The 13,165-nt window shown below is 71.9% G+C and carries 12 protein-coding genes; 4 read left to right on the top strand and 8 right to left on the bottom strand.

What is annotated here, in order from left to right; genetic code table 11:
* Nucleotides 1-29: 29 nt before the first annotated feature.
* From D0D28_RS25365 to D0D28_RS25335, 7 genes are all read right to left on the bottom strand, one after another.
* The gene (locus tag D0D28_RS25365) at nt 30-932 is read right to left on the bottom strand and encodes a sugar phosphate isomerase/epimerase family protein (protein ID WP_094004800.1); all 903 of its coding nucleotides are present in this window, start codon (nt 930-932) and stop codon (nt 30-32) included.
* A 20-nt stretch (nt 933-952) separates the two neighbouring features.
* Nucleotides 953-1,873 carry a multicopper oxidase domain-containing protein gene (locus tag D0D28_RS25360; RefSeq protein WP_094004801.1) on the bottom strand — a complete coding sequence of 307 codons (921 nt, stop codon included), beginning with the start codon at nt 1,871-1,873 and terminating at the stop codon, nt 953-955.
* 27 nt (nt 1,874-1,900) lie between these two features.
* Complete coding sequence (locus D0D28_RS25355) at nt 1,901-3,496, bottom strand: OmpL47-type beta-barrel domain-containing protein (protein WP_240323348.1); 1,596 nt, start codon at nt 3,494-3,496, stop codon at nt 1,901-1,903.
* Between the two features lie 68 nt (nt 3,497-3,564).
* Complete coding sequence (locus D0D28_RS25350; protein ID WP_116113040.1) at nt 3,565-7,122, bottom strand: ThuA domain-containing protein; 3,558 nt, start codon at nt 7,120-7,122, stop codon at nt 3,565-3,567.
* Nucleotides 7,123-7,173: 51 nt separating this feature from the next.
* Nucleotides 7,174-7,398, bottom strand: coding sequence for a response regulator transcription factor (locus D0D28_RS25345; protein ID WP_094004804.1), 225 nt, complete (start codon nt 7,396-7,398; stop codon nt 7,174-7,176).
* A gap of 505 nt (nt 7,399-7,903) precedes the next feature.
* Entirely contained in the window at nt 7,904-8,098 is a 195-nt protein-coding gene (locus D0D28_RS36275; RefSeq protein WP_205413357.1) for a hypothetical protein, read from the bottom strand.
* A 280-nt stretch (nt 8,099-8,378) separates the two neighbouring features.
* Nucleotides 8,379-8,786: an ATP-binding protein gene (locus D0D28_RS25335; protein ID WP_116113037.1), complete on the bottom strand. Its 408-nt coding sequence runs from the start codon at nt 8,784-8,786 to the stop codon at nt 8,379-8,381.
* Between the two features lie 185 nt (nt 8,787-8,971).
* On the opposite strand from D0D28_RS25335, the gene D0D28_RS25330 reads away from it, so the two are divergent.
* The 3 genes from D0D28_RS25330 to D0D28_RS25320 are packed head-to-tail and all read left to right on the top strand — an operon-like array spanning nt 8,972 to nt 12,038.
* Nucleotides 8,972-9,982 carry an iron-siderophore ABC transporter substrate-binding protein gene (locus D0D28_RS25330; protein WP_094004806.1) on the top strand — a complete coding sequence of 337 codons (1,011 nt, stop codon included), beginning with the start codon at nt 8,972-8,974 and terminating at the stop codon, nt 9,980-9,982.
* Between the two features lie 5 nt (nt 9,983-9,987).
* Nucleotides 9,988-11,019 (top strand): FecCD family ABC transporter permease, encoded by a 1,032-nt coding sequence (locus D0D28_RS25325; protein WP_116113035.1) that lies wholly within the window; start codon nt 9,988-9,990, stop codon nt 11,017-11,019.
* Complete coding sequence (locus D0D28_RS25320; protein ID WP_116113033.1) at nt 11,016-12,038, top strand: FecCD family ABC transporter permease; 1,023 nt, start codon at nt 11,016-11,018, stop codon at nt 12,036-12,038. Before D0D28_RS25325 ends, D0D28_RS25320 begins: the two co-directional genes overlap by 4 nt.
* Before the next feature lie 7 nt (nt 12,039-12,045).
* On the opposite strand, the gene D0D28_RS25315 is transcribed toward D0D28_RS25320, so the two are convergent.
* The gene (locus tag D0D28_RS25315; RefSeq protein ID WP_116113030.1) at nt 12,046-12,645 is read right to left on the bottom strand and encodes a hypothetical protein; all 600 of its coding nucleotides are present in this window, start codon (nt 12,643-12,645) and stop codon (nt 12,046-12,048) included.
* Between the two features lie 79 nt (nt 12,646-12,724).
* Here D0D28_RS25315 and D0D28_RS25310 point away from each other — a divergent pair, with 79 nt between their 5' ends.
* Nucleotides 12,725-13,129, top strand: coding sequence for a hypothetical protein (locus D0D28_RS25310; RefSeq protein WP_116113028.1), 405 nt, complete (start codon nt 12,725-12,727; stop codon nt 13,127-13,129).
* Nucleotides 13,130-13,165: the final 36 nt, after the last annotated feature.

Genomic DNA, 13,165 nt, shown 5'->3' with positions numbered 1-13,165 from the left:
AATCCCCGCCGGAGCCGGACCCCGCCCGCCTAGCGCAGCCGCAGGGCGGCCAGGTAGTCGTGCATGCGGTCGGCCCGTGAATCGGTCAGCGGGTTGCTCTGGTCGTCGTTCTCGATGATGAACTCGCGCATGCCCAGGCGGGTCGCGCCGCTGAGGATGGTGCGGTAGTCGATCACCCCGGTGCCCAGGTCCGCCAGGTTGCCGGAAGCGTCCAGGTCCTTCACGTGCGCCAGCAGCATCCGCCCCCGGTTCGCCCGGATCAGCTCGACGTTGTCCTGCGCGCTCAACCCCGCCGCCGACGACCACGCCATGTCCAGCTCCAGGTACAGCAACTCCGGATCCGAACCGTCCAGCAGGATCTGGTAGAAGCTCCGCCCGTCCGGCCCGTGCCCGGTGAACTCGCTGGTGTGGTTGTGGTACCCGAGCTTCATCCCCGCCCGCCGGATCCGCTCGCCGGCCCGGTCGAACACGGTAGCGGCCTCGGCGAAACCCTCCGCCGTGTCCGGCACCCCGCCGGGGCACACGATGTACCGCTGCCCCAGGATCCGGGCCATCTCGATCAGCTCACCCACCCGCGCGTCGTCGAGGAACTCCGCGTACCCGTGGTGACTGGACACCGCCCGCAGCCCGTACTTCTCCAGCAGCGGCCGGACCTCCCGCGCGTGCGCCGGATCCGTCCCGCCCGGGAACCCGGCGAACTCCAGGTTCCGGTACCCGGCCCGGGCCAGCGCCCGCAGCACCGCCTCCGGCTGGGACATGAACGCGTCCCGCACCGAGTACATCTGCAACCCGATCCGGCTGTTCGGGATGCGCCGCCCCGGCGAGGCGGCCGCCGTCGCGGGGACCCCCAGCGCCGCCACCCCGGCCGCCGTCGCCGCCACACCCTTCAGGAACCGCCGCCGGTCGACGACGACGGGCACACCACCACACATGCCGCTCTCCTTCGCGAATCTCAGTGTTCGTGGACACCGGGCGGCATGGTGCCGTCGGCGTTGCGCACCAGGAACATCCCGGCCATCCCCATGTCCGAGTGGTTCTGGACGTGGCAGTGGTACATCCACATCCCCGGCCCGACCCCCTCGCCGGCGATCACCTGGAACCCGAACGACACCCCGGGGTTGAGGTCCTTGATGTCGATCAGCGGGCTGGGGTCGTACTCGCTGGTCCGCATCCCGGTGCGGTTGTCCAGCCAGCGGTGCCCGTGCAGGTGGAAGGTGTGGAAGTTGCTGCCGTGCCCGATCGCGATCCACTCCACCCGCTCGCCGAGGTTCGCCTCGAACGTCGGCGCGTCGTGGTGCGACCGGTTGTTGATCATCATGTCGTTGAACACCACGGTGAACTGCCGCTTCGGCAGCAGATCGCCCTGCCGCCGCACCACCAGCGCCCCGTACAGGCCCTTGAGCACACCCTCGGTGCCGTGCTCGGTGCCCATCGCGTGGTCGTGGTAGTGCCAGTAACCCGCCGTGCCCTCGGCCCACGACCCGTCCGCCCGCCGGTAGCCGACGTGGCTCTTCCACACGTACCGCCGGGTCTGGCCGGGCATCACCGCGGAGCCGTTCATCAGCGTGCCGTCGGAGTTGATGTCGTAGTCGACGCCGTGCGGGTGCAGCGACAGCACCCGGTCGGTCGTGTTGACCAGGTCGATCTCGAGGGTGTCGCCCTCCCACATCTCCAGCACCGGCCCGGGCACCGTCGCCCCGCCGGGCGCGAGGCCGTAGCCGTACAGCTCGTCGGAGATCTTCTCGGCGTACATCGTGATCCGCCGGGTCGTGCCCTGCGCCCGCACCGGTGCCGCTGCCGCGACACCGGGCACCGACGCGGCCAGCCCGGCCGCCGCGGTGCCGAGCACGGCGCGCCGCGTCAACTTGGCCATGAATGGTCCTTTCGTGAAAGGGAGGAGTCACACCATGCGTTCGAACGCCGGGTTCGGCTGCCGCTCCTGCTTCGAGGGGCCGCTCGACGACACGATGGTGAACGTGACGCTGCCGATCTCGCTGGTGTTGCCTGCCTCGTCGGTGGCGCGGTAGCGGATCGTGTGGGTGCCGACGCGGTCGACGACGAACGGCTTGCGGTAGCGGGTGAACACGTTGCCGTCCAGCGAGTACTGGATGCGCGCGACACCCGAGGCCTCGTCCGTCGCGGACAGCGTGACCGTCACCGGGCCCACGTAGTCCCACGACCAGTTCTGCGCCCCGGACAGCTGCACGGACACGACGGGCGCGGTCAGGTCGCCGGCTTCGGCGATGGTGAACGACAGCATCCGCACCGCGCTGGTGTTGCCTGCCCGGTCGGTCGCCCGGTAGTGCAGCATGTGCGTGCCGACCGCGGTGATGGTCACCGGCTGGCCGTAGCGGACGAAACCGGCGCCGTCCAGGTCGTACTCGATGGAGGCGATCCCGGATTCGGTGTCGGTGGCGGCCAGGACGAGCGTGGCCTTGCCGACGTAGGAGCCCTCGGTGTTCAGCTCGCCGTCCAGGTCGGCCGTCACGTAGGGCGCGACGACGTCGCCGAGCGGATCCACCTGCACCGTCAGGGTTTTCGGCTCGCTGGTGTTGCCGGCCTTGTCGGTGGCGCGGTAGGTCAGCGTGTGGGTGCCGGTGCCGAGCACGACCGGCTGGGTGTAGGTCACGTACCCGCCGCCGTCCATCGTGTACTCGACCTTCGCCACGCCAGACTCGGCGTCGGTCGCGCTGAGCGTCACGGTGGCGCTGCCCGCGTAGTTCCCGGCGTCGTTGCGCTCACCGGCGACGCTCGCGGTCACCTGCGGCGCGGTGGTGTCGTCGTTGGGCTGCACGACGTTGATCACCAGGGTCTTCGGGTCGCTCGCGTTGCCCGCCTTGTCGGTGGCGCGGTAGTGCACGGTGTGCGCGCCGGGCGCGGTGATCGTGACCGGCCCGCTGTACGGGCGGTAGGTGTCGTCGTCGAGGGTGTATTCGACGGTCCCGACCCCGGAGCTGTCGTCGGTCGCGGTCAGCGTGAGCGTGGCCGTGCCGACGTAGTTGCCGTCGGCGTCGGTGGTGCCGTCGACGGACGCGGTCACCTCGGGCGGCGTCGTGTCCTGCTCGCCGCTCTCGGTGACGATCAGCTCGCCGCTCATCGTGTGCCCGGGCATCGCGCAGTAGTAGCGGTACTTGCCCGGGGTGAGGGTCACCTGCGCCTGGTGCAGCCCGTGCTGGGCGTCCAGCGGGCTCGCGGTGATGTTGAGGTCGACGTCGTGGTTGTAGCCCGGCGTCGACGTGTCGAAGGTCAGGGTGTGCGTCATGCCGGTGGTGTTGCCGGTGTCCGTGCTGTTCTCGAACACGATGGTCGCCGGGCCCGCCACCGCCGTCGCCGGCGCCGAGGCGTACTCGGTCAGGCTGTCGTCGGCGGTCCAGGTCAGCACCTGCTCGGCCGCCGCGGTGATCGGCACCGGCTCGGCGACCGCGGCGGTGGTCGTGCCGGTGAGCAGGCACAGTCCCGCCGTCGCGGCCACGAGCGCGCCACGCAGAATTCTCATGGGTTTCCTCGCAGGGGGGAGCCCGGTGGCGCCGCGCGCGGCGGCGCCACCGGGGAAACGGGAGTTGCTTACAGCTGCCGCACCCGGATGTTGCGGAACTCGATCACGTCGCGGTCGCTGTGGTTCTGCAGCCCGATGAACCCGCTGAAGAACTGCCGCAGATCGGTCGGCGGGTCACCGGCACGCGACGACTGCTTGCCGGGCGTGTTGTCGAACTCGTTGATCACCACGCCGTTGCGGATGACCGTGTAGTGCTGGCCGGTCACCCGCACCTCGTAGTCGTTCCACACGCCCTTCGGCGTCGGCATCGCCCGGTCCAGGCCCACCTGCGAGAAGTTGTAGACCGAACCGGTCTTCTGCGCGTCACCCGCGGTGTTGTCGTTGATCTGGATCTCCTGTCCACAGTAGATCGCGACCCACGCCTGCGAGGTCCGCGCCGAGCCGACCGTGCCGCAGCTGCCCGGCGGGCGTTGCTCCAGCGGGATGCGCGGATCGGGGAACCGCGTGAACACCCCGCTGTTGGCCCGGTCACCGGCCGGTGCCACGTCCCGGAACTGCAGCCGCACCGAGAAGTCGCCGAACGCCTTGCCGGAGTACCACAGCATGCCCATGCCGCCCGCGCTGTGCAGCGTGCCGTCCGGTTGCAGGTCGAACCGGCCGTCCGGCGCCTGGCTCCAGCCGGCCGTCGAGGTGCCGTCGAAGAGCCATTCGTAGGCGGTGGACCGGCCGACCTGGGACGCCGAGGCCGCCCGGGTCAGCTGGTTGGCCTCCTTGTCGGACAGCAGCCCGAAGCCACGCAGCTTCGCCGCCACGTCGGTCACGTACGCGGTGAACGCGTCGTGGCTCGCCCACGGCCGCTCGTCGTCGACCAGGTCGTTGATCGTGCAGGCGAGTCCGATGTTGCGGTTGGGCACCGCGGTTTCGCTGTCCAGCAGCCACACCTTCTGCCGGGCGTCGGGCGCCGGGCAGCTGACGGTCACCGGCAGGTTCGCGGTGGCCTTCTCCCCGTCGGCGTAGGTGACCTCCAGCGTCGCGTAGTACGTGCCGCCGCGCAGGTAGGTGTGCTTCGGGTTGGCCTCGGTGGAGGTGGTGCCGTCACCGAAGTCCCAGCGCCACGCGACGCCACCGGCCTTGGCGCCGGTGAACGCCATGGTCATCGGGCCGGCCTGCGTGGTGGTCCCGACCGTGGCGGCCGCGGGAGCCGGGGTGGCCGCCCCGCCGTGGTAGGTGATGCGCAGCAGCTTCTGGTTGGGGTCGAGGCTGAAGAAGCCGCCCGCGTAGTCCAGCAGGTACAGCGCGCCGTCCGGGCCGAACTTGGCGTCCATCCAGCTCTGCAGGCCGGTGTCGCCACCGCCGCCCTTGATGATCTGCCGCAGGTCCTCGGCGAACGCGGGCGCGCCCTGGGCAGGCACGCGCGCCGGGTCCAGCGTCACCGCGATCCGGTTGTTGCCGTTGGACTCGTCACCGATGAACCACTTGTCCTCCCAGTACGCCGGCCACGCGACACCGCTGGCGGTGTTCACCTCGGCGCGGTGGTAGGTCGGACCGGACATCACGGCCTGCCCGCCGCCCTTGAGGTAGGGCTCGGTGTAGGTCGCCTCGGACTGCACGTAGGACGGGACGCCGCTGCCGTCCGCGCGCGCCGGGTAGACCGGGCCGCCGCCCTGCGGCGAGTACCAGATCGCGTTGTCCCGGGCGGGCGGGATGTCCACCAGGCCGGTGTTGCGCGGCGAGGTGTTCTTCAGGTTGTCGCAGTCGTACCAGCCGGTGAGCACGCTGGCGTCGGTGTTGCTGCGGTCGCGGTAGGGCTGCCGGTTGCCCATGCAGTACGGCCAGCCCTGGTTGCCCGCCGAGGTGATGACGGTGGCCGTCTCGTACTTGGCCGGCCCCAGTTCCGGGTTCGGCGCGCCGGCGTCCGGGCCGACCCAGCCCGCGGTGAGCCAGTCGTGCTGCTTGTCGACGGCCAGCCGGGCGATGTTGCGCACGCCCATCACGTAGATCTCCGGGCGGGTCTTGCCGCCGCCCTCCTCGGTGCCGGTGAACAGGTTGCCCGGCGGGATCGTGTAGGTGCCGTCCGGCTCCGGGTGGATGCGCAGGATCTTGCCGTTGAGGTCGTTGGTGTTGCCCGACGTGCGGCGCGCGTCCTGGAACGAGACGCCCTGGTACTCGGCCGTCCAGTTGTTGCCGGAGTAGCCGTCGGAGCCGCCGGAGGAGTTGTTGTCCCCGACGCCGATGTAGAGGTTGCCGGCGTCGTCGAACGCCATGCCGCCACCGGCGTGGCAGCAGCTGTGGATCTGCGCCGGCCAGTGCAGCAGGTCCTTGCGGGTGGCCTGGTCGATGGTCTGGCGCGCGGCGTCGTAGGTGAAGCGGGACACCGTGCGCTGGCCGATCCGCTTCTCCCGGTCGATGGAGGAGTGCGGCATCCAGTAGACGTAGAACCAGCCGTTGCGCGCGAAGTCCGGGTCGAGCGTCATGCCCACCAGGCCCTCTTCGTTCTTGACCAGTTCGTCACCGCTGCCGCGGTTGCCCATCACGGGCAGCGTGGTGAGCAGCTTGACCTGCTTGGTCTTCGGGTCCCACTGGTGGATGGTGCCGCAGCCCAGGCCCACGTTGGGGTCGTTCCAGTCCACGATCGGGCCGGACGGGCAGGCGGCCTTGCCGATGTAGAACACCTTGCCGTCGGGGGCGATGGTCAGGCCGTGGGGTTCGCCGATCTGGTCGAGCTGGCCGGGCGCGTTCTGCTTGGTGAGCCGCTCGACGGTGTAGTTCGAGGCGATCGTGGCCTTGCAGTCGCCGCGCACCATGCCGGTGGTCCAGCGGATCGCGCCGAGCAGGTGGCCGCGGAAGAGCTGGTCGGTGGTGTAGCTCTCGACGGTGCGGCCCATGCCGGTGTAGAAGGAGCGGCCGCCGGAGTAGTCGCGGCACCAGGACACCGGGTGGAACGCGCCGTTGGCGCCCTGCCCCGGCTGGTACTTCCACTCCTCGACCTGCGCGATCGTGTGCACCTGGCCGACCGGGTTCGGGCTCCAGTTCAGCCACTGGTCGGAGCGGGTCCAGTTCAGCGGCAGGCCGGCGTTGGCCGGGTGCTGGCGGTCGGTCACGTCGACGACGGCCTGCTGCACGGTGTCCGGGCTGGTGGTGGGCCGGGTGCCGATCAGGCCGGTGAACCAGTCCGATGTGGACTGCGCGCGAGCGGCGTCGTGGACGCCGACGAACCCGTTGCCCGCGGCGACGAACGCCTTGAGCGCGTCCTCCTGCGCGGCGCTGAGCGTGACCGAGTTCGCGGAGAGGAACACGACGCCGCGGTAGCGGGCGAGGTTGGCCGGGGTGAAGGCGGCCGGGTCGGCGGCGACGTCGGCCTGGAATCCGCCGGTGCGGCCGAGTTCCTGGATGGCCGCGGCGGCCGTGTTGACGGGGTCGGCCTGGCGGTCGGAGGGGCCGTGGAAGACCAGGACCCGGACGGGTTCGGGCGCGGCGGCTGGTGGTTGCTGTGGTGGGGGTGCCGGTGCCGCGAGTGCGGGCAGCACGGGCACGGCGGTGAGCAGGACCAGCCCGCACAACTGGGCCAGTACCCGGCGGAACCGGCGTCTTGATCGGTTCGGTTCGAGGACACGTCGGTGGCGCATACCATCCCTCGCTCGGATTTCCTGGGCTGCGCGGGGTTCTCCCGCTCGGGTTCAGATGAGCTTGCGCCGCGCGGCCCAGACCACGGCCTGGATCGGGGCGTGCACGTCCAGCCGGTCGCAGATGCGCCGGATCCGGCGCTGCACCGTGCGTTTGGACAGGTTGAGCCGCCGCGCGACCGCGTCGACGGGCAGGCCGTCGGCGAGCAGCGCGAGGACCGCCAGCTCTTCGGCGGTGAGCAGGGCGGCTCTGAGGGGTTGGTCGAGCGTGGCGGTCACTTCACGCCCGCCCGGAGACCGGCCGGCAGCGTGAAACGGGATCGGATCGACATTGATCTCTGCCCTCCCAGCAGCGGGCTACTGATGCTCTGGGAAACTAACCACTTCTGCGCACGGTAGGAAGATGTCTGTCGCGAACTGGCCACTGGAAGGTCGCAAACAGGAAGAAGTGACTCCGTTCGGACCACAACTTTCGAAGGGAGTTCCGGTGGGGTGACCTGGCGTCAGCGGGGCGCGGCGACCTGGCGGTGCGTCCGTTGCCACGGCGGGGATGTTGCCGTGCCGGGCATCGCGGTGGACGCCCGCGGCAACTCCGCGTCAGGGGGCCGAGGAACTTCAGGTGCGGCCGCTGTCGCCCCCGCAGCGTCGAGGCCGCGGCGATTGCGGCCAGGAGCACCGCCGCGCGCCACGCGGCGCCCTCACCTCAGTGAGACGACGACCTGGCGGTGCGTCCGTCGCCACGGCGGGGATGCTGCCGTGCCGGCGGCACCGCGGCGCCCCCGCGTCAGCGAGGCCCGAGGAACTTCAGGTGCGTCCGCTGCCGCAGGCGCACCGACGACGCCACCGCTACCGCGGCCAGCAGCACCGCCGTGCATGCCACCCCGTGCAGCACTCCGCGCACCAGGCAGCCGCTGTCCACGCCCTCGATCGCGTACGTGCCGATCTCCCGGCTGAACCAGAACGGCAGGGCCCGCGCCACCGCGCTGCCGGGGGGGGGGGTCGGTCAATCATCCGCAGCCCGACCGCTCAGGGCCAGCCCGAACGGCACGAGACGCCACCATGATCACCATCGTCAGCGCCACCGGCCCGTGCCGCACGCCGTCCTGGTCCGGGGTCTTCGCACACGTCACCGCGGAGGCGCCGCAGGGTGCGTCCGCAGTGGACCGCGACGTGCCAGGCCGAGGCAGCCCACGGGGAGCAGGGCGGCGCTGATCGTGCTGGCCCTGTCACGGTGCGCGGTACCCGGTCGCCGCACTTGCTCAACCGGCGCCGGTGGCGGCTGAACCGTCGATCACCGCCCACACCGCCTTTCCGCCGTCCGCCCTCAGCCGGTGTCCCCACGCGGCCGACAGCCTGTCTGCCAGCACCAGGCCCCGTCCGCGTGGCGACTTCGGGTTCCCGTCGCCCAGCAGCGGGGGGTCCGGGGACCCGTCGTCGACCTCCACCAGGATTCGGTTGCCGCTGCGGGACAGGCGGATCCGGCCGTGCCCGCCGCCGTGGTCGTAGGCGTTCGTGAGCAGCTCGGTCGCCACCAGCTGCACCGCGGCCACCCGGGCGTCCCCCAGGTCGGCCAGCTCGGCCGCGATCCACCGGCGCACCCGCACCAGCGGCGGCACCGGGTCCGGCAGGTCGAGCACGAACTCGCCCCTCGCCGGTGCGTCGTCCATCCCGCTCACCTACGCCCTGTCTGCTCAAAGCGCTGCGAGCGGCCGTCCCGCTCGCCGAAACCACGGCCAGTCCATGGCACACCCTGCGAGCCGGAAGCGCCACCCCCGCCTGTGATCACGGCCATCTGGACCGCGCACCCCGGCGTTGATTTAGGATCGGCTTGCCTAATCCCGAGAGGTTTCCCATGCGTTTCCCACGGCCGCGTGCGCGCGGTTCCCTCCTGGCTCTCCTCCTGGGCGCGGTCCTCGTGCTCGCGGGTTGCGGCTCGCCCGCGGAGCAGGGCCCGGCCGAGCCGGCGACCCCGGCCACCGGCCAGTTCCCGGTCACCATCCCGACCGCGTTCGGTGACGTCACGATCGACCGGCAGCCGCAGCGGGTCGTCGCGCTCGGATGGGGTGATGCGGAGGTCGCGCTGACCCTCGGGGTGCAGCCGGTGGGCGCCGCGGACTGGCTGCCGATCGGCGGCGACGGCGTCGCGCCGTGGATGCCGCAGGACAAGCGCTACACGACCGCGCCCACGATGCTCGGCACGATGGAGGTCAGCGCCGAGCAGGTCGCCGCGCTGAACCCGGACCTGATCCTGGACACCCGCGCCAGCGGCGACCGGGCCCGCTACGACCAGCTGGCCGCCCTCGGCGTCCCCGTCCTGGGCATCCCGGCCGGCGGCGAGGCCTACGCGACCACCTGGCAACAGCAGCTCGACATGATCGGCAAGGCGCTCGGCCGGACCGCCCAGGCCGAGCAGGTGAAGGGCGACCTGGACGCCAAGTTCGCCCAAGCGGCCGACGCGCACCCCGAGTTCAAGGGCAAGACCGTCGCGGTCGGCGCGAAGATGGCCACCTCCTACGGCGCCTACGTCAACGGCGGCGCCCGCGTCGAGTTCCTGGAGCGCCTCGGCTTCACGCAGTCCCCGCGGGTGCAGGCGCTGGCCGGGAAGGACTTCTACATCACCGTCTCCCCGGAGCGGATGGACCTGTTCGACGCTGACCTCACCGTCATGTCGCCGATCGGCATCGACGCGAGCCAGATCGGCAGCGACCCGCTGTTCCAGGCGGTGCCGTCGGTCAAGGCCGGGCACGTGGTCGTGCTGTCCGACCAGACGATCTCGCAGGCCTTCGCCAGCGCCACCCCGCTGGGCCTGAGCTACGCGATCGACAAGGTGGTGCCGATGATCACCGAGGCGATGGCACGCTGAGCGAGGTGCTCCGCGAACCCACGACCGGACTCCCCCAGCGCCGCCGGGCCCCGCTCGGCCTGGGCCTGATCCTGGGCCTGGTGGCGCTGGGGCTGGCCGTGGTGGCCAGCGTCGCGGTGGGGGCCAAGGGGCTCCCGCCGTCGGTCGTCGCCGACGCCCTGCTGCACCACGATCCGGCGAACCCGGACCACCTGATCGTGTGGCAGATCCGGATCCCGCGGACCCTGATCGGGGTGCTGGCCGGCGCCGCGCTCGGCCTGGCCGGGGCGATCATCCAGGGCGTCACCCGCAACCCGCTCGCCGATCCCGGCATCCTCGGCGTCAACGCGGGGGCGTCGCTGTGCGTGGTCGCCGCGATCAGCCTCGCCGGGATCCAGTCGATGACCGGGTACGTCTGGTTCGCGTTCCTCGGCGCGGCGCTCGCGGCGGTCCTCGTCTACGGCATCGGCTCGCTCGGCCGCGACCGCGTCACCCCGCTGAAGATCGCGCTCACCGGCGCCGCGTGCGAGGCCGCGTTCCGGTCGCTGACCACCGGCATCCTGGTCACCGACAACGCCACCTACGAGCAGTTCCGGTTCTGGCAGGTCGGCTCGCTGGCCGGCCGCGACTCCGCGGTGGTCACGCAGGCGCTGCCGTTCCTGGTCGTGGGCTTCGTGCTGGCCCTGGCCGCCGCGCGCGCCCTCAACGGCCTGGCGATGGGCGACGACGTGGCCCGCGGGCTCGGGGTGAACGTCAACGCCGGCCGGGCGCTGTGTGCGCTGGCCGTGGTGATCCTGTGCGGCACGGCGACCGCGATGGCCGGCCCGATCGCCTTCGTCGGCCTGATGGTGCCGCACGCCGCGCGGCTGATCACCGGTCCGGACCACCGGTGGCTGCTGCCGTACTCGATGGTGCTGGCGCCGCCGGTGCTGCTGGCCGCCGACATCCTCGGGCGGGTGCTCGCGCAGCCCGGCGAGCTCCAGGTCGGCATCGTGACGGCCGCGATCGGCGCGCCCGTGTTCATCGCGCTGGTGCGCCGGAAGCGGGTGCGCGGATGAGCACGGTCCTGGCGGTCCACCGCCGCACGGCGCGCCGGACCGCGATCGTCACCGCCGCGCTGGCCGTGGCGGTGCTCGCGGTCTTCCTGCTCGCACTGTCCATCGGGGACTTCCCGATCGCGCTGCCCGACGTGGTGCGCACGCTGTTCGGCGGCGGCACGGTCCGGGACGACTACATCGTGCTGCGGCTGCGGCTGCCCCGCGCGCTCGCCGGGCTGCTGGCCGGGTTCGCGTTCGGCCTGTCCGGCGCCCTGTTCCAGCGGCTCCTGCGCAATCCGCTCGCCAGCCCGGACGTCATCGGCGTGACCGCGGGCTCGTCGCTGGCCGCGGTGCTGTGCCTGATCACCTTCGGCGTGTCCGGGCTGGTCGTGCCCGCCGCCGCGCTCACCGGCGGTCTCCTCACGTCGGTGCTGATCTACGTGCTGGCCTGGCGGCGCGGCGTCACCTGGCACCGGCTCGTGCTGGTCGGCATCGGGGTCGCCGCGCTGGCCGCGAGCGCCATGTCCTACTTCCTGACCCGCGCGGACGTGCGGATCGCCGCGCAGGCGCTGGTGTGGATCACCGGCAGCTTCGGCCGCGTCGGCTGGGGCGAGGTCCGGATGGCGGCGGTGTTCCTGGTCGTGCTCGTGCCGGCCGCGTTGCTGCTCGGGCGCGCGCTGGCGGTGCTGCAGCTCGGCGACGACGCCGCCAAGGGACTGGGCGTGCGCGTGGACCGGGTGCGGCTCGGGTTGCTGGCGCTGGCCGCCGCGCTGTGCGGGGTGGCGACGTCGGTCGGCGGGCCGATCGCGTTCGTGGCGTTCCTGTCCGGGCCGATCGCGACGCGCGTCCTGCGGACCGGGCGACCGGGGCTGGTCCCGTCCGCGCTGGTCGGTGCGCTGGTCACGCTCGTCGCGGACTTCGCCGCGCAGCACCTGCTCAGCGGCGCGCACCAGCTGCCGGTGGGGGTCGTCACCGGGGCGGTCGGGGCGCCGTACCTGCTGTGGCTGCTGGCCACCGGGAACCGCGGAGCGCGCTCGTGACCCGCCGTCAACCGCGGCGCGGGCGGTCCGCCAGCGCGGTGGTGATCGCGCGGACCGCGGCGAGCGGGTCGTCGGCGTAGAACCGGATCGTGCGCGCCTCACCGGTCCGGCCGAGGGGACGCGTGACGGTCACCGGGTGGTGGAGTTCGAGCACCACGTTCGTCTGCCAGGACAGCGCGAGGGTGAAGATGTCGCCGGCGAGGTGGATCATCGGCTTGCCGGAGTGGTCTTCGCGCCGGATACGCGCCGCGGCGATGGCGTCCGCGGGGATCGGGACGTCCACGTAGGCGCCGTACCGGACCCGGACTTCCTCGGGTGAGGCGCTGTGCGGGTAGCAGGTCATCGAGCACAGCAGACCCAGCAGGAGGAGCAACGAGTACACCTCGACGACGGCGAGGACGAGGTGCACCGCGACCCCGAAGCCGACGAGCACGAACAGCAGGCCCTCGGCCACGGTCAGGACGGCGAACACGATCAGCAGCGGGCGCTGTGCCCGCGAATAGGGCATCGCGTCGGCGTCGGCCGCAAGCGCTTTCCTGCCGCGCAGCGCGAGCCCGATGGCTGCGAACGTGCGGCGCTCGTTCCGCAGGTAGTGACGTACCCCCATGGCGCCCCCAGCGTCGTTCGTGTGCTCCAGGGTAGCGACGGCTTGACCTTCGAGCCGGTCGAAGGGGCAACGTGGGCGTATGTCGAGAGAAGAGCTGGCCCGGGCGATGACGGCGGAACCGGCCGAGGCGCGGCGGATCCTGTTGCGGTTGTGGGAGGAGGGGCCGGCGGTCGACCGCTGCGCGGCGGCGCACTTCCTGGCCGACCGGCAGGAGTCGCCGGAGGAGGAGTTGCGGTGGGACCTCCGCGCGCTGGAGGTGGCGCGGGCCGCCGATCCCGCGGAGGTGCGGGGGTTCTTCCCGTCGCTGCACCTGAACCTGGGCGACGTGTATCGCCGGCTGGGTGATGTGCGGCGGGCGCGCGAGCACCTGGCCGAGGCGCAGGCGGAGATCGGCACGCTGGCGGACGACGGTTACGGCCGCATGATCCGGGACGGGATCGCGCGCCTGGCGCAGCGGCTGGCGGTGACGGACACGAGCGGCTGAGGTGGTGGGGGTGGCGTTCGGCGGAGGGGATTGGGG

Origin of the sequence: Amycolatopsis ruanii (assembly GCF_003385175.1) — a bacterium.
Classification (GTDB): Bacteria; Actinomycetota; Actinomycetes; order Mycobacteriales; family Pseudonocardiaceae; genus Amycolatopsis_E; species Amycolatopsis_E thermalba.
Note: the sequence above shows the minus strand (reverse complement) of the source record. Positions and strands in the feature narration are given on the sequence as shown.